Source organism: Algimonas ampicilliniresistens, assembly GCF_030159955.1.
GTDB classification, from domain to species: Bacteria; Pseudomonadota; Alphaproteobacteria; order Caulobacterales; family Maricaulaceae; genus Litorimonas; species Litorimonas ampicilliniresistens.
In genome coordinates this window covers 786,222-803,046 of record NZ_BSNK01000002.1, presented here as the reverse complement: position 1 = coordinate 803,046, position 16,825 = coordinate 786,222, and the positions used below count along the sequence as shown (strand labels likewise).

The window sequence follows — 16,825 nt, the reverse complement described above, 5'->3', positions numbered from 1 at the left end:
CGTCTGACGCCTAACCGCGCCCCTCAATCGGCACGCTCAATGTCATTTCTTCGCCGCTCTCATAGGTCAGAGTTAGCGGCGCTTCTGTAACGTCGTCAGCCAGCTCGACGCCGAACATCATAAGGTGATAGCTGCCCGGCCTAAATTCGACGGCCACGCCATTTGGCAAATCAACACCGTCGACTTGACGCATCGCCATGACCCCATCAACCTCAGAATGAGTGTGTATCTCCACCGAATTCGCAATCGGACTTGCGGCAGACACTAGACGATCATCGGTCCCATTATTTGTCACCGTGAAGAACCCAGCCGCCACGTCGCGACCTTTGAAGGGCGGCGCGATATAGGCGTTAGTGATATCAAGACCACTTGCCACCGTTTCTGTGGCGTCGATCGTCTCGGCATCGCCGTCAGCACAGGCTGTCAGAGCAAAAGACACCGCCGTCAGGGCGGAGATCAGAACGTGTTTCATAATTGGCTCCCGTGAAATCCAATGATTTGGCGAACATCCGTCAGGATGGGTTCAGAAATCGTCCGAGCGGCGTCGGCTGAGCGCGCTAGAATACGGTCCAGCTCATCAGGATCCGCCAGATAACGGCGCATCAAATCTGAGACAGGGCGGAGCGCTTCAACCGCCACATCGGCGAGCGCACTTTTGAACGGTCCAAATTGCGAGCCGTCATGTTGCGCCAGAACGTCAGCATCGGAAATATCGGCTAAGGCCGCATAGATACCGACGAGATTGGCAATATCCGGGCGTCCGTCCAACTCTTCGACTGTGCCCGGCACATGACCTGTATCTGTCTTGGCCTTGCGGATTTTCTTAGCAATGACCGTCGCATCATCGGTCAGATTGATACGCGACGCGTCCGATGGATCAGACTTGGACATTTTCTTCGTGCCGTCGCGTAAGCTCATGACCCGCGCACCTGGTCCGTCGATCAAAGGCTCCGGCAGGGGGAAGAAATTAGGCTGCCCTTGCGGCGCGCCGAAGTCATGATTGAACTTAGCCGCTATATCGCGCGACAGTTCCAGATGTTGTTTCTGATCTTCGCCAACAGGCACATGGGTTGCCTTAAAGGCCAAAATATCAGCGGCTTGCAAGACAGGGTAGGTGAACAGGCCGACGCTCGCAGCTTCGGCATTTTTGCCGGATTTATCTTTGAATTGCGTCATGCGCTGAACCCAGCCCATACGGGCGACGCAGTTGAAATACCAAGCCAGCTCTGTGTGGGCCGGAACGGCGGACTGCGCATAAACTAGCGCCTTGTCCGGCTCGACACCCGCCGCCAAGAACGCCGCTGCGATGTGCCGCGTCTGATCGGCTAACTTGGACGGGTCTTGCGGCAGGGTAATCGCATGCAGGTCAACGATGCAGTACACGCATTCATGGTCGTGTTGGAGCCGCGCGAACTTTTTCAGCGCGCCCAAATAATTGCCCAGATGCAGCGAGCCTGTCGGCTGCACGCCTGAGAAAACCCGTTCGGGGCCTTTATAGTCTGAATTGGATGTATCGTTTGTGCTCATGACCGCTGGAATGCCTCTTTCACGTCGGCGAGGCCATAAGCGCGAAGAATTGCGGCGGCAAGAACGAAGACAGCGCCGCCCATTCCCGTAAGAGCAGCGAGCGCTAGCATATCTGTGATCAAGCCCGTCTCGCCAAGGTCTGGGACATAGCGGACGCCCCAGGCCAGTGCGCCGCCCATGATGGCCGCTGCCAAAGCAATCCTTGGCATGCGGATGATCAAGCGGCGATCCATAACGAGGTGACGGCTACGGGTCAGCAAGGTGGATAGCCCGGCCACATTGACCCAAGCCGCCATCGATGTAGCGAGCGCGAGGCCTTCAAAGCCGATCGTCCGGAACAATGTGTAGCCCACGCCGATATTGATAATAGCGGAGATTCCCGCCCACACCATCGGCGTCCGTGTGTCTTCACGCGCAAAGAAGGCCGGCGTCAGAACTTTGAGCAAAACGAAAGCCGGCAAGCCCAGCGCGAAAAATTTGAGCGCCTTGGCCACCTGCATCGTTGTGGTCGAGGTGAATTCACCGCGTTCAAACAAGCCGGCAATCAGCACATCCGGCACAACGAACAAAGCGACAGCGGCGGGCAAAGTGAAGAGCATAGACAGTTCGATCGCGCGATTCATCGAACTCATTGCCGATGCTTCGTCCCCGGCCCGCAAACTGCGAGATAAGGACGGCAGAAGCGCCACCCCCATGGCAATCCCGATCATGCCAAGCGGTAGTTGATAGAGACGATCCGCATAGGTAAGCCAGCTGGCCGCACTGCTTTGAAAGGTCGCGATCAGATGGCTGACCAACAAATTGATCTGGGTAATCCCGGCGCTGATGATGCCCGGAATACCAAGGATGACCAGTCGTTTTACCCCCGGCGTCAGACGGGGCCGCTTGAAATGCAGTGTCATGCCAGATCGTTTTGCGCCCCAGACTACTGCCCCAGCTTGAGCAATACCGGACAATGTAATCGCCACGGTCAAGGCGATCCCGGTCTCTCTCTGCCCCCATCCCAGCCGAGGCGTCAGCAGCAGAGCTGTGATCATAAACAGATTGAGCAAGATCGGTACGCCCGCCGCCAAGGCAAACTTATTGCGCGTATTCAACACACCCGAAAACAGTGCCGTCACGCACATAAAAAGCAGATAGGGCATGGTGACTGAGGCGTAGAGAACCGCCAAATAGTAAGGTGATATACCGTTCTCATTGACCGCGCGGTCGAGCCCAAAGCCGATTATGTTGAGCGAGATTGGCATCGTCAGCTCGAAAATAATGACGATCAAGGCCACCATCGCAACCAGCGCAGCCGCCGCCTCAGACGCAAAGGCATCCGCAGCAGGCTCTCCCTCTTGCTCGATCCGTTTAGCGTAAAGCGGCACGAAGGCCGCGTTGAAGGCACCTTCGGCAAACATACGACGAAAGACATTAGGCAGCTTGAACGCGGTGAAGAATGCGTCCGAAACGGCTCCAGCGCCGAGATATTTCGCGATTAGGACGTCACGAATCAAACCGAGAACCCGGCTCACCAAGGTGAGCGAGGCAATCACCGCGGTGGAGCGAAGTAAGCGCATGCCCGGGCTACGCCGCCATCTCAGTGGGATCAGATAAGGCCTCGACCAAATCAGCCCGAACTCGGCGTCTCAGACGCTCTGGCAAACGGGCATCTTCTCCCTGACGACGGACATAAAAGGCATCAATAGCCTTCTCCCCTAAGCCTTCAATATGCGCGGACAGAACCTCAAGATCATGATCCCGCAGCACAGCAGCGAGAGCAGATAGCAGGCCTGGTCTGTCGCGGCCTTCGACTTCAATAATCGTCGTCTCACCATAGGCTGAATCGGAGAATCGAACGCGCGGCGTAACCGGAATGGCTTCTGCGCGGCGTGACCCTAAGGCAGCCGGGATAGATAAGGTGTCTGTATCGCCTTCAATCGCGGCTTGAGCGCGAACCATGAGCGTCTTGCGGGCATTTTCATTCCTGGACCCAAACGCTTTGCAGTCTGCGTTTTGGAGATAAAAAACGTTGAGAACCTGAGCCTTACCATCATCGCCGACAGGGCCAGTATGAAGGCGCGCGCCCGCTACCGATGCGCCGCATGACCCGATCACGCGGGCAAGATCAGCAAATAAACCTTTGCGGTCAGCACACATCACCCAGAGTTCAGTCGCATCATGCGGGCGGTCGACGCGCGTATGAACGCCCTCAACGAGACCTCGCTCTGACATCTTCAGCTTATCGATAAACCGCGCATGGCGGGTCAAGTCAGCCATATCAAAGGAGAGCCAGTAATTCGGACCCAATCGATCCACAGTCGGCGCAATTTTGTTGGCAATATCGAGTGACAACCGCTCTAATAATTGTTCGCGCAAGGAGGCAGCCCGCGACGGACGATCAAGATCGGCCCGACCTTCAAGATAGTCGCGCGTTGTCAGATAGAGCGACTTCAGCAAAGTCCCCTTCCAGTCATTCCAGACACCCGGCCCGACCGCGCGAATATCGCAGACGGTGAGCACATAGAGCAGACGCAACCGCGATTGATTGCCGACGAGGGAGGCAAATTCGGCGATGGTTTCGGGGTCCGAAATATCGCGCCGTTGCGCGGTTTCACTCATATCCAAATGCGAGTGGACAATCCAAGCGACTGTGTCCGTGACCTCACGCGGCTGACCGAGGCGTCGGCAGGCCCGGCGAGCAAGCTGTGCGCCTTCGACACATTGGTCGCCTTGCCCTTTGCCTGTGTCGTGCAGCAGACAGGCGAGCATCAAAATCCGGCGCTCTTGCTTTGTCAGCGCCATGGCGACTTCGCTCGGCGTGGGTGTTTTTTCACTCATGCGCCCCGCTATGAGATTATCCGCTTCATCGACCAGTCGTAATGTATGCTCATCCACCGTGTAGGCGTGATGCATATTGAACTGGGTGCGCGCAACGATTCCGCCAAATTCCGGCAGATAACGACCCAGAACCCCGGCCTCATTCATGATGCGTAGGGTCGCAGCCGGAGCCTTAGCCGAGCCCAGCAAACGCAGGAACAAAGCCGCATTATCCGGATCCCGACGAAAATCGGAATCGATCAAATTGAGCCTAAAATTGATCGCGGACAACGCATCAGGGTGAATGTCGAGATTGCGCCGCCCAGCCGTTTCAAACAGTTGCAGAATGACGCTGGGATCCGTTTTGATTTCGAGCGGGTTCTTAAAGTTAAGCCGGCCCGTCGTGATCGTCAGATTGGGGTTTTTCAAATCACGCCGCGACCCCGGCAGTAGATTGTAAAGGCTAGGGATTTTAATCGCCCGGCGTTCTTCCAGCTTGGAACACGCGATCCGGGTCAACGCACCAACGTCCTTGGCGTTAGTAAAATATTCCCGCATGAAGCGTTCAACTGCGACTTCGACCGGGCCCGAGGCATGTCCCATCAGGCGACACATTTCGACTTGGCGGTCAAAGGACAAAACTTCCGACGCGCGGCCGCTCATCCAATGTAGATTATGCCGCGCCCGCCACAGAACATCCGCCGCGCGACGAAACCGGGTTGCCGCTTGCTCATCAAACAGCCCCATGCCGACATAGTCTTCGGCCCGCTGCGGATCGACGAGTTGACCTTCTTGGTCGAGGAAGCGCGCAATCCAATACAAGACATGCAGGTCGCGCAGCCCACCTTTGCCTTCTTTGATATTGGGCTCAATCACATAGCGCGAATTGCCCTCGCGTTCATGCCGATCATCGCGTTCGGCGAGCTTGCCGGCAATATAGGCGCGACCCGACCCTTTGGTGACTTCGCGTCGAAACCGGGTGTAAAGCTCAGCCGACAAGGCCTCATCGCCGCGCAAGAAACGCAGATCAAGAAGTGCCGTCAGAATGGTCAAATCATCTTTGGCCAGCTTGATTGATTGATCAACGGTGCGCACCGAATGCCCAACTTTCAGCCCCAAATCCCAAAGCATATAGAGCACGAATTCCGTCAGCCGTTCGACATAGGACGAGGTTTTCTTGTCGTTGGTCAGAAAGAGAAGATCGAGATCCGAAAACGGCGCCATCTCAGCGCGGCCATAACCGCCAACAGCGCAGAGCGCGACGCGCTCACTCTCGGTCGGATTGGACGCCCGAACTTCATGCTGGGTCGCATAATCCCAAATCGCCATCACGATCTCGTCGTGGATCGCTGAAATGAGACGCGCCGTTTCGAGCCCGTCCAATCGACCATGATTAAATCGTTTCTGGGCATGGGTCATCGCCAGCGCCAGCGCGGCTCCAAGAATAGAGAGCGCCTGCGTCCGGCCCCCACCCGTCTCTGCAGCTTCCGTGAGCTTTTCACGCAGAGCCTCAGAATCGATCCCCGTATGCGGGGCACTCACGCGGTCTGGGATAACAAGACTTTTACGGGGCATCAGGACATCGCCTGTAATTTTCGTTTTAACGCATAGAGTAAGTCCAGCGCGTCCCGTGGGGATAGCGTATCGGGATCAATGGCAGCAAGAGCATCCTCCACAGCACTCGGCTTGGGTTGGGACACGGGAGGCGCAGCATTAAATAAAGGCAGGTCGGCAATCCCAAGGTCGGTGCCTTCTGCTTCCAACCGGTCGAGCACGGCGCGGGCGCGGGCGACAGCGACAGGCGGCAGGCCCGCCAGCTTTGCTACTTGGATTCCATATGATCGATCCGCTGCGCCTTCCTTGACGTCATGCAAGAAAATCAGCTCACCCTCATGTTCGCGAGCGCGTAATGATAGGTTTTGCGCGCCATCAAGCGACGCCACTAATTCAGTCAGTTCATGATAATGTGTCGCGAATAAAGCGCGACAGCGATTGACGGCATGGAGATGTTCAACCGCCGCCCAAGCAATGGACAGACCGTCAAACGTCGCGGTGCCACGCCCGATTTCATCCAAGATGACAAAGCTGCGCTCTGTCGCTTGGTTGAGGATGGCCGCGGTTTCGATCATTTCAACCATGAATGTTGAGCGCCCCCGCGACAGATCATCCGATGCGCCGACGCGCGAAAATAATCGATCGACGAGACCGAGCTTCGCACGTTTCGCCGGCACGAAGGATCCCGCCTGTGCCAACAGAACAATCAAAGCGGTCTGGCGTAAATAGGTTGATTTACCGGCCATATTGGGGCCCGTAATCAGGGCTAACCGAGGCGCGTCATCGGCAGCGCCGTCAAGTCGTGTATCGTTCGGCGTGAACCGTGTGGCGGACTGGCGCGCCAGTGCCGCTTCTACCACGGGATGCCGCCCCGCATCAATATCGAGCGTGAGACCGTCATCAATGATCGGCTTGGTGGCCCCACTCTCCAAAGCCCAAAGCGCGAGCCCGGCATGAACATCCAGAGCAGCAAGTGCGTTCGACACGTCGCGGATCGGTTGAGCCAAATCGGCCACACGGGTCCGAAACTGTTCAAATGCATCCAGCTCCAACGCTTTTGCCTTATCGGCCGCCCCTGCGATCTCACGATCAAGCGCGGACAGATCTGTCGTCGTAAACCGCACGCCTGAAACTAGCGTCTGGCGGTGGATGAAATCGTCGCGGCCTAACATTGTGTCAGCATGTTTCGGGCTGACCTCGATATGATAGCCGAGGACATTATTATGTTTAACCTTAAGCGCGGTGATGCCGGTAGCCACGGCATATTTGCCCTGCAAGGCGGCGACAGAGCGACGCGTTTCGTCTCGAAGGGAGCGAAGCCGGTCAATTTCAGCGGACCAACCCGTCGCAATCAACCCGCCATCGCGGGCCTGCATCGGCGGATCTTCGACAATTGCCTTGGCCAAATCGCGGGCCAATTGCGCGAGTTGCGGTTTATCCGACAGAGACAGAGCTGATAGCTGCGCTTCCAACTCAGCGACCGGGCTCAGCGTAGGACGTTTCACCAATCCAGCATTAATCGCTTCACCTGCAGCGATGGCCGCGCCAATCGTGAGAAGATCACGCGGTCCGCCGCGACCCAGCTGCAACCTCGAACAGCCGCGCGCCGCATCGCCTGTCGTTTTTAACACTGCGAGCAAGTCTCCGCGCCACTCAGCCTCATCATGCAGTTGCGAGACAGCGTCGAGACGCGCCCGGATGCTTGTCGCGTCCATCAACGGGCGGGATAGCCGTGCAGCCAAGAGCCGGGCACCGGGGCCCGTCACCGTCCTGTCGATGACAGACAGCAGGCTACCTTTGCGCTTACCCTGCAAGGTCCGGTCGATTTCTAAAGAGGCGCGAGTCGCTGAATCAATCGACAACCAACCTGACCGAACCGTGCGCCGTGGGGGAGCCAGCGCAGCCCGGTCACCCGCTTGGGTTAGTTCAACATAATCAATCAACGCCCCAGCCGCGCGAATTTCTTCGGGTGAAAAGTCGCCAAATCCGTCTAGCGAAGCGACATCAAAGCGCTCACCGAGCAACCGTTCCGCCGCGCGTCTGTCGAACTTAGTCAGGGCCAGCGGTGTCAGGGTCAAACCTTGATCAGCCCAATCGGCGTAAAGCGTTTCTGGTATTAATAATTCGGACGGTCGTAAGGCGGTTACTTCAGCCAGAAGATCATCCGGTGATAGGGCGCATGTGTGGAAGCTACCATCGGAAACGTCCGCCCAAACCAAGGCCGCGTCACCCGAAAGTCCCGTTACGACGGCGGCCAGAATATTAGCATCGCGCGCATCGAGCAGCGTATCTTCTGACAGAGTGCCGGGTGTGACCAAGCGCACGACTTCGCGGCGAACGACGGATTTAGACCCGCGTTTCTTCGCCTCTGCCGGGTCTTCAGTCTGCTCGCAGACGGCAACGCGGAACCCCGCCTTGATCAGTCGAGCCAAATAGGCCTCGGCGGCATGGACAGGCACGCCACACATGGGAATGGGCTGCCCCGCATGTTTGCCCCGTTTTGTCAGCGCAATGTCGAGCGTCGCAGCGGCGCGCACGGCATCGTCAAAGAACATCTCGTAGAAATCGCCCATCCTGTAAAACAGCAGGGCTTCGGCCCCGACCTCATCCTTGATGGCCAAATATTGCACCATCATGGGTGTGGGTTTGTCGGTCGTTTTGGCGCTCACGATCAGGGTTGTGGCGCTAATCGGTGGACGGCTCAAGGGGCGGGTCGTTCCGAATTCCCTTTGCGCCATCCGGGCCGAAAAATAAGAGGATCAAAGCCAATATAATAGCCGGTACGCCCAACAGGGCAGAGAATATGAAAAACCCTTCAAAACCCATTTTTTCTGCAATCATGCCAGTGAAGCCCGACATGGTTTTCCCGATCAAGTTAAACATCGCGGACAGAAAGGCATATTGTGTTGCTGCGAACTTCAAATCGCAGAGCGACGATAGGTAGGCGATGAAGACCGTCGCCGCGAATCCAGCCGCAAGATTATCGGCCCCGACCGTCACAAACAAATAGATGGTCTTCGGCTCGCTGACTGTCGATAGCCAAGCAAAAGCGCCGTTGGTCACGACCATCAATGCAGATCCGATCAGCAAGCAGCGCATCAAACCCAGTTTAAGGCTGACGGCTCCGGCGACAAAGCCACCGATAATAACGGGCCAAGGACCAAACATTGACGAGACAAGCCCGACTTGGATCTCCGTATAGCCAACAGCTTGGTACATGGGTTTTGCCATCGGCCCCATTGTCTTGTCAGATATCAGATAGGTCGCGACCAGTAGGAAGACGACAGGCGTCCAGACACCGAGCCGTTCTACAAATCCGAAAAAGGGCCGGATAATATTTTCGACCAAGGCCTCTTTGGCATTCGCCGCACGCTTACGAAGCTCGCGCGACGGTTCCTGAATGAAGAAGACCACACAACCATTCAGGGCCATCACTGCGGCCATGAAGACATAGGCAATGTTCCAATTGAATAGCCCCGCGACAATATAGGATAGGCCAGAGCCCCAAATCGCCAGCCGGTAGCCAAGCACATAGCTGGCCGCCATATTGGTCTGTTCGTCAGTTGGAGCCGCCTCAATCCGCCAAGCATCAATGGAGATATCCAGTGTTGCGCCAGAGGTCGCCAAGATCACGGCGCCGATGACGAGTCGCATGACCGAGGTTGAGGGATCGGCCGACGCAATGACCAACATGCCGATTACCGTACCAGTGATGGCAAGCAACATCCACGAACGGCGATGTCCCATCCGGGCGGTCAACCATGGGATTTCCAGTCGGTCCACGACCGGTGCCCAGAGGACCTTCAATGTGTAGGCCATGCCGATCCACGCGAAGAAGCCGATGACCGATAGGTCGACACCCTCTTTCTTCATCCAGAAGGCCAGCTCTGAATAGATGAGCATGTAGGGTAGGCCCGATGCGAAGCCGAGCGACAACATGCCGAGCATGCGGGGACGCAGATAATTTCGGAAAATGTCTACCCAGCGATGCTTGGCAGTCGTCGCGAGAGTCGGAGTATCGCTCATTCAGCTCGCTTGCCTCGGCACGACGGCGCGAGCAAGCGCCCAGTCGGTTAATCGCAGTGCGAAAAACCTAGCTAGCCATTCGTTGCTCTTCTTCAGCGCCTGTCCAACGCACAACCATTTCGGATAGTTCTTCGGCGCTGACGGGTTTTGTCATGAAATCATTCATGCCGGAATCAAAGCAAGCGTTTCGGTCATCATCAAAAGCATTGGCCGTCAGTGCAACGATCGGAAGGTCCTTGGACACATTGGGCAGGCCACGGATTTTCCGGGTTGCCTCCAGCCCATCCATATTCGGCATGCGCATATCCATGAAGATCATGTCGTAATTCTGTGTCTTCATGGCTTCGACGGCCAGCAATCCATCTTCGACTGTTTCGACAGTATGCCCATCAGCTTCAAGCAGCGTGCGGGTCAGCAAAGCATTGATCGCGTTGTCTTCGGCCAGCAAAATGCGAATCGCCCCCGGTTTCTGCGCGTGAGAGGCCTTACCGCCCCGTTGCAGAGTCGGCGCATCAGCCTCTTCGCCGCCGCCAATGGCTTTTGCGATAACGGCATCACGCCAATTATTACCAAGGACAGCTTCATCATTTTCAATCGGAAGGGCGCGACGTTCAAAGTCGCGAACCGGCTCTTCAATTGACGCGTGCGGTGCAGGAGCTTGAGCTGCGGCAGGGGCAGCTTGAGGCGTAACGGTCTCGAGGGATGCATGGGGTGCAGCCAGAGGCGGAGCCGGCACGATTTCCACAGGGGCAGCTTGAGGGGCAACCTGAGGGGCTGGTTCGGGCGCGGCTGCGGCGAAACTAGTCGGGTCAAGCATTTCAGCCGGTGGCGGCGCGACGACTGGCGTGGGGTCAGGCGCCGCAGCGGCCATTGCAACAGGTTGGGCTGCCGCTTGGGTCGCATCATAGACCGGTGCGGCATCAATGGGTTGAGGTGTAACGGGCTGTGTTTCAGCAAAGGCCGTCACATTGCGGGCTAGCGCAAACGCGGTTCCGTCAGCTCCACAGGATTCGAGCCAATCATAGATTTGTTCGGGATAACCGTCGGCAGCGGGTGTTCGAATTTCAAAGCGTGACGGAGCGGGACCGGGTTGCGGGGCCGACCAACCTTGTACGACCTGTCCGCGCCATGCGTCGACGCTACCGCCGAATAAATGTAGGAAGGCGGCGTTGACGAACAAGACACGACCATGCGCATCCCGCTTGAGCGCGGGATCAGGCCAAGCCCAGAATTGGGCAGCGAAGATATCGTCCGGCGATCGGTTCATCTCAGTCCTCATTCAGACCGAGCACGTAAAAGCGTACGATCTGGAGTTGGAAACTGGCGATACAACCTTAATTTCATCTTACCCAAACGCGGAAAAACGCAGCCAAGGTTAAGAGAGTCGTTTGAGGCAACCTCCTCTCAGAGGGTGGTTTGCCCTTACGATTTATCGATAGAGTGGGTTCCGCGCGCCGCGATGGCTAGGCGCGGATTGAGGCATTGTTGGACGGCGGTCCCGACGGTGCGACAGAGCTTCGGCAATATGCAGGCGGTGGACCCGGTCTGACCCGGCGAGATCAGCCAGCGTACGCGCCACACGTAAAGTTCGGTGATAGCCGCGCGCGGTCAGCCCCAGAGTCTCCGCCGCCTGAATGAGCAACCGCCGCCCTTCCGCATCCGGTTCAGCCACCTGATCAAGCTGAGCTTGCGGTAATTCCGTATTGGTAAGCCCGTCATTGCGGTCCATCTGAACGGCGCGCGCCTTTGCTACACGAGCGGCGACCAGTTCCGTGCCCTCTGCGGATGGCGGTAAAGCTAGGTCTGCAGGCGTGACAGCAGGCACATCAATCTGGATATCGATCCTATCCATGAACGGTCCGGACACGCGCGCTTGATAATCCGCCGCACAACGCGCGCCACGTCGACACGCAATCCCGTCCGCCCCCGCCGTCCCGCAGCGGCACGGATTCATCGCCGCAACCAATTGAAAACGCGCCGGGTAGGTAATGTGAGCATTGGCCCGGGCGACAGCGATCTTGCCGGTTTCTAATGGCTGGCGCAGACTATCGAGGACTTGCGGCGCAAATTCCGGTAATTCGTCCAAAAACAACACACCACGATGCGCCAGTGACGCTTCGCCCGGTCGCGCTTTGGCGCCGCCACCAACTAGTGCCGCCATGGACGCTGAATGATGCGGGGCGCGAAATGGGCGAGCCCGGGTCAATTGACCCCGCTCCAACAGTCCGGCGACGGAGTGAACCATCGACACATCCAGCAATTCGCGCGCATCGAGCGGCGGTAGCAAGCCGGGGAGTCGTTCAGCCAACATGGATTTACCGGAACCGGGCGGGCCGACCATCAGCAAATTATGGCCGCCTGCTGCGCAGACTTCCAGCGCTCGCTTGGCAGATTCTTGTCCGCGCACATCACGTAGATTCGGAATATCGTCTCGACTATCGAGCAATTGGCCCGCCTCTGGACGGGCTAGAACTTGCGTGCCTTTGAAATGGTTGATCAACCCGATGAGCGTCTGCGGCGCGAGCAGAGGGAGGTCCCCTGCCCACGCCGCCTCTGCCCCATTGGGCTCAGGGCAGATCAGTCCGAGGCCATGACTATTCGCCATAACCGCCGCTGGCAGGGCGCCTGGCACCGCTGCCAAAGTTCCGTCGAGCGCCAGTTCGCCAATGGCGGCGTAATCACTGATTTCGTCCACCGGGACGACACCAAGAGCCCCCATCAAACCAAGCGCGATCGGTAAATCATAATGTGCGCCTTCTTTCGGCAGATTGGCAGGTGCCAAATTCACCGTCACGCGTTTGCCGTGAAGGGACAGACCCAGCGACGCGAACGCCGACACCACCCGTTCGCGGCTTTCCGCCACCGCCTTGTCGGCCAAACCGACAATGGCGAAATGCGGTCGTGAAGCCGTGCCGACCTGCACTTGTACATCGACCCGGCGCGCTTCCGCGCCTTCAAATGCAACCGTGCTGATCCGAGCGACCATAGACTGTTCCCGTGTACCGAGCGCGCTATCCACAACGCAGCTCTAAGCAAACAGAGTTGTGAGAACAAATCAAGAACTTTATGATAAGTATCAGCAATTCTTGTCCATATCTCTGATCAGGAGGCGTCGGTCTTGCGCGACTGTCTCGCTTCATCCCACACAGTGTCAAAGGGCCACACAGCCCTAAAGGGAGAGTGCTATGCATCCAAGACAGTTCGCGCGGACCACACCGGACGCCCCCGCCATATCACTGTTGGACGAAACCGCACACATAACGGCGAGCCTGACCTATGCTGAGCTAGAGGCGCGCGCCAATCGCTATGCCCACGCGCTGCGGTCATTAGGGCTTAACCGGGGGGATCGATTTGCGATCTGGAAGCGGAACAGCCTGTCCTTCCTGCCACTATATTGGGCGGCGCAACGCGCGGGACTGCTGATTTGTCCCGTCGCGACGCATCTGTCTTACGCCGAAACCGACTACATCATCCGTGATTCCGGTTCAAAGCTACTGATCACCGACGGTGCCGTTGGACAGGCGGCAGAAGTGGTCAGTCGGTTAAAAGATGAAGCTATGCTCGACGGCCGCATCTATTGGACAGATTACCCGCTTGATGGCGCCCCGGACTTTGACGCGCTGACAGCCGATTATCCAGATACACCGATCCACGACGAAAGCGCCGGGTCACAAATGCTCTACAGTTCCGGCACGACCGGCCGCCCCAAGGGGGTAAAGGTCGCCTTGCCGGATGAGGCCGTAGAGGCCCCGGCTCCTTTCGTCGCTTTGGTTGGCGCCTTATTTAAAGTCACGCCGCAAACCCGTTACCTCTCACCGGCGCCGCTCTACCATGCAGCGCCGCTCGCTTACTGCATCAGCGTGCAACGTCTCGGCGGGCATATTTTTGTCATGGATAAATTTCGCGAGGAAACGTGCCTCGCCGCAATTGAGCGTCACGCCATCACCTTCGTACAGATGGTCCCGACTATGTTTGTGCGCTTACTCAAACAGCCCGAAACGCTTCGAACGCGCTATAGTCTCAGCTCACTCGACTGCGTCGTCCACGCGGCTGCGCCCTGCCCCGTTCATACCAAGCACGCGATGATCGATTGGCTAGGCCCCATCGTGCAAGAATATTATGCGGGTAGTGAAGGAAACGGGCTGACCTTCATCAGTGCGCAGGAATGGCTACGGAAACCCGGATCCGTCGGCAAAGCCGTGTTTGGCACCGTGCATATTTGCGATCCTGAAACCGGCGAAGACTTACCGCCGGGTGAGACCGGAACGGTTTATTTCGAGGGCCAGAGCAATTTTGAATATCACGGCGATGCCAGCAAAACACAGCGCGCCTATCATGCCCACCACGCTAATCGCTCCACCTTGGGCGATGTCGGCCATATTGACGATGACGGCTATCTGTTCCTGACCGACCGCAAAGCCAATATGATTATCTCAGGTGGGGTGAACATCTATCCGCAAGAGACAGAGAATGTTCTGCTGGAGCACCCATCCGTGCTCGACGCCGCCGTACTGGGCGTGCCGTGCGAAGAGATGGGAGAACGCGTGAAAGCCTTTGTTCAACTCATGCCGGGGGCTAAATCAGACGGGCTGGATGGCGAGTTGATCGCGTTTACACGCGACCGGATCAGCCATGTGAAAGCCCCGCGCGAAGTCCAAATCGTAGCGAGCCTGCCGCGTACAGAAAGCGGAAAACTGCTAAAACGCGTCTTGCTGGACTAGCCATGACCAATACAGCGAAGCGATTTGAAGGCTGAGGAATCACGCGGGAAAATCAGAGGTTTGCGTGACACCCGCAGCGGGTCACGCATCATATAACCCTTATCTGTCCGTCCCAAAATCATCGCCCAATGCGCCCGTCCATTCGGCAGGAAAAAGCGTACCATCGGATAATCGCCTTTGGCGAGACAGGACTGAATCAAGGGTTCGCTGACCGTGTCGTAAAATTGCGCGCGGACCTTGCCACCACTGACTTCAGACACGCCGTTCCAGATTAGCCAACCGCGGGGCGTATAATTTCCCGTTTCCATAAGACGACGGTTAAGCTCGCCCGGGTCGATCTCGTAACCGAGATTGGTCATCGCCATGGCAACCGACGTCACCACACACCCCTCTTTGGCGAGACTGCCGTTGCTCGGACCCAGCTTGTCCTGACCCCAGCGTGGGTCTTTTTGGGAATAGATGGCCCTGTCGGTCAAAAACGGCGAACCCGAACTTTGTCGCGGTATTGGGGTCGATTGTCGAGTAATCGACGGACTGCTGATCGCCGGGCCGCCAATCGTTTGCGGTGGGGGGCCATAATAGGCCCCACCACAGGCTGACAAGATGATAGCAGAGAACAGAATGAAGCCAGATCGAAACATGACGGGGTCGTATCGGAAGCGGGTTAAATCCCGGTTAGCAAATTCTGGCCGCCCTTCGTTTCTGTCGCAAAGCGCTCACCCATTGGATCACCCTCTATGAAACGGCCCGTCAGTTCGGTCCCGCCACGCGCATAAAAGCGCGCGCCAGTATCCGTTTTGCCGATCAGAAGCACACCTGTCGGTTCTCCACGTCGATGTTCTACCGTGTAAGCGGCGATCGTGCCGGATGGGTTTTCGCCCTCTTCAACCGCAACACTCGGCTCTGGATCAGGGCTTTTGCGCAGCGTGACCTGTGAGGGAGGTTTGCCAGAATAGAAGCCGGCCGCATGTTTGGTCGACAAGCCGCCATTGGCATAGACAACAGCCGTTTTCTCGGTTCCACGAACACGTCGATGAGCTTCGGCGATCCCGTGCAGGGAGTAATTATTCCCCGGCCCGCCAAAGAAGGGCAACCCGCCTGTCAGAGTGCGTGGTTCGTCCGTGAGGCCCAGAATGCGACTTGCTTCGAGCGGGACGACCGGAAAACAGGAATAGAGGTCATACATGTCCGCACCACGCGCCGTGCTGTCCAGAACACGCCTTTGGGCCTCAGCCCGGTCGAGTCTTGCGCGTTGTAACAGGGGCGGTTCAGAACATTGGTCATGCGCGTGCAAAAAGGTCAGTTGATCTGTCGACACACCCATCCGCTTGGCCGCACCATAAGTCGATAAAATAACAGCCGCGCCAAGATTGACGCCATCACGAGCAACCATCGCCTTTGTGTAGGGAGAGGTGATCATCGGGTTAGCCGGGCTAGGCATAACAATCTCCGGACCCTGCACCGCTTGCCGGACGAAACTAAACGGATTGGCGATCGCCACGGCAGAGAATTCTTGCCAGATCGACGACATACGTTCGCGGTAGACAGCTTCACTCTCCCCCATCGCCCGACGGCGAGCGCTTTCCATCAACGCATAATAATAGATCGGTGCTGGGATACGGTGAGTTATAGCCTGCACGTGGACCATAAACCCACCAAAGCCTGATCGTCCATCATTGGTGAGTGGAACAGGACCGCGATCATCAAGCGGTTCATTCTGCACTTCGATCCAGGTCGGCTTAGCGCCAGATCGTCCTGCGGCCCGTATATTGGCAGCAGCTTCCGCCCCGACAATAGCCACGGTCTCGGCCTCACCTTCTATCAAAAGTTTTGCCGCTTCTGCCACCAATGTCTGTGGAGACTGACCGCCGACATGGTCATAGATATAACGGTTCGCGCTCGCACCGCTGCGCGTACAAACGCTGGCCGGAAAGTTGGACGATCCCCCAAACGGATTGGGGAAGACAGGGCCGCTATCACCAAACAGACGGACGCCGAAACAGACGTCGAGCGGTTGCGGCGCAATGCCCGCATCCTCGAAGGCCCTCGATAAAGCCTGTCCCGCCAGATCGACCGGGCCAAAGGCCTGATCCAGATCTTCAGGGACCGGACGGCTGTCTTGTCCCGCGCCGATGATAACCGGAAGTTGGTCGAGTATGCTCATGTGCGCGCCGTTAGATCGACGCGCACATGTG

General features: G+C 57.3%; 11 protein-coding genes. 1 reads left to right on the top strand and 10 read right to left on the bottom strand.

All coding sequences use genetic code 11. The features are described from left to right. Positions 1–10: 10 nt before the first annotated feature. The 8 genes from QQL54_RS11690 to QQL54_RS11655 all read right to left on the bottom strand — a co-directional run bounded on the left by QQL54_RS11690 (position 11) and on the right by QQL54_RS11655 (position 12,895). Positions 11–472, bottom strand: coding sequence for a copper chaperone PCu(A)C (locus tag QQL54_RS11690; RefSeq protein WP_284390867.1), 462 nt, complete (start codon positions 470–472; stop codon positions 11–13). Beyond that, complete coding sequence (gene trpS, locus QQL54_RS11685) at positions 469–1,527, bottom strand: tryptophan--tRNA ligase (protein ID WP_284390865.1); 1,059 nt, start codon at positions 1,525–1,527, stop codon at positions 469–471. The genes QQL54_RS11690 and trpS overlap by 4 nt, the downstream gene beginning before the upstream one ends. Then, complete coding sequence (gene murJ / locus QQL54_RS11680; protein WP_284390863.1) at positions 1,524–3,089, bottom strand: murein biosynthesis integral membrane protein MurJ; 1,566 nt, start codon at positions 3,087–3,089, stop codon at positions 1,524–1,526. Before murJ ends, trpS begins: the two co-directional genes overlap by 4 nt. A gap of 7 nt (positions 3,090–3,096) precedes the next feature. Next, positions 3,097–5,904, bottom strand: coding sequence for a [protein-PII] uridylyltransferase (gene glnD / locus QQL54_RS11675; RefSeq protein ID WP_284390861.1), 2,808 nt, complete (start codon positions 5,902–5,904; stop codon positions 3,097–3,099). Next, positions 5,904–8,588, bottom strand: a complete 2,685-nt coding sequence (gene mutS / locus QQL54_RS11670; protein ID WP_284390859.1) for a DNA mismatch repair protein MutS — start codon at positions 8,586–8,588, stop codon at positions 5,904–5,906. The genes glnD and mutS overlap by 1 nt, the downstream gene beginning before the upstream one ends. Continuing rightward, positions 8,569–9,909, bottom strand: coding sequence for an AmpG family muropeptide MFS transporter (locus QQL54_RS11665; protein ID WP_284390857.1), 1,341 nt, complete (start codon positions 9,907–9,909; stop codon positions 8,569–8,571). Before QQL54_RS11665 ends, mutS begins: the two co-directional genes overlap by 20 nt. A 67-nt stretch (positions 9,910–9,976) precedes the next feature. Next, complete coding sequence (locus QQL54_RS11660; protein ID WP_284390855.1) at positions 9,977–11,176, bottom strand: response regulator; 1,200 nt, start codon at positions 11,174–11,176, stop codon at positions 9,977–9,979. A 162-nt stretch (positions 11,177–11,338) separates the two neighbouring features. Further along, positions 11,339–12,895, bottom strand: a complete 1,557-nt coding sequence (locus QQL54_RS11655; RefSeq protein ID WP_348520756.1) for a YifB family Mg chelatase-like AAA ATPase — start codon at positions 12,893–12,895, stop codon at positions 11,339–11,341. A gap of 199 nt (positions 12,896–13,094) precedes the next feature. Here QQL54_RS11655 and QQL54_RS11650 point away from each other — a divergent pair, with 199 nt between their 5' ends. Beyond that, positions 13,095–14,630 carry an AMP-binding protein gene (locus QQL54_RS11650; RefSeq protein WP_284390851.1) on the top strand — a complete coding sequence of 512 codons (1,536 nt, stop codon included), beginning with the start codon at positions 13,095–13,097 and terminating at the stop codon, positions 14,628–14,630. On the opposite strand, the gene QQL54_RS11645 is transcribed toward QQL54_RS11650, so the two are convergent. Both QQL54_RS11645 and QQL54_RS11640 read right to left on the bottom strand, forming a co-directional pair. Then, on the bottom strand, positions 14,627–15,271 hold the full coding sequence (locus QQL54_RS11645; RefSeq protein ID WP_284390850.1) for a cysteine peptidase family C39 domain-containing protein: 645 nt from the start codon (positions 15,269–15,271) through the stop codon (positions 14,627–14,629). The two genes, QQL54_RS11650 and QQL54_RS11645, sit on opposite strands and share 4 nt — an antisense overlap. A gap of 23 nt (positions 15,272–15,294) precedes the next feature. Then, the gene (locus QQL54_RS11640) at positions 15,295–16,794 is read right to left on the bottom strand and encodes a hypothetical protein (protein ID WP_284390848.1); all 1,500 of its coding nucleotides are present in this window, start codon (positions 16,792–16,794) and stop codon (positions 15,295–15,297) included. Positions 16,795–16,825 lie beyond the last annotated feature (31 nt).

Excerpts from the sequence above, each read along its gene's own strand:
- QQL54_RS11655 (WP_348520756.1), bottom strand. The coding sequence starts at position 12,895 with ATGGTCGCTCGGATCAGCACGGTTGCATTTGAAGGCGCGGAAGCGCGC.
- glnD (WP_284390861.1), bottom strand. The coding sequence starts at position 5,904 with ATGCCCCGTAAAAGTCTTGTTATCCCAGACCGCGTGAGTGCCCCGCAT.
- QQL54_RS11665 (WP_284390857.1), bottom strand. The coding sequence starts at position 9,909 with ATGAGCGATACTCCGACTCTCGCGACGACTGCCAAGCATCGCTGGGTA.
- QQL54_RS11640 (WP_284390848.1), bottom strand. The coding sequence starts at position 16,794 with ATGAGCATACTCGACCAACTTCCGGTTATCATCGGCGCGGGACAAGAC.
- murJ (WP_284390863.1), bottom strand. The coding sequence starts at position 3,089 with ATGCGCTTACTTCGCTCCACCGCGGTGATTGCCTCGCTCACCTTGGTG.
- QQL54_RS11660 (WP_284390855.1), bottom strand. The coding sequence starts at position 11,176 with ATGAACCGATCGCCGGACGATATCTTCGCTGCCCAATTCTGGGCTTGG.
- trpS (WP_284390865.1), bottom strand. The coding sequence starts at position 1,527 with ATGAGCACAAACGATACATCCAATTCAGACTATAAAGGCCCCGAACGG.
- QQL54_RS11690 (WP_284390867.1), bottom strand. The coding sequence starts at position 472 with ATGAAACACGTTCTGATCTCCGCCCTGACGGCGGTGTCTTTTGCTCTG.
- QQL54_RS11645 (WP_284390850.1), bottom strand. The coding sequence starts at position 15,271 with ATGTTTCGATCTGGCTTCATTCTGTTCTCTGCTATCATCTTGTCAGCC.
- QQL54_RS11650 (WP_284390851.1), top strand. The coding sequence starts at position 13,095 with ATGCATCCAAGACAGTTCGCGCGGACCACACCGGACGCCCCCGCCATA.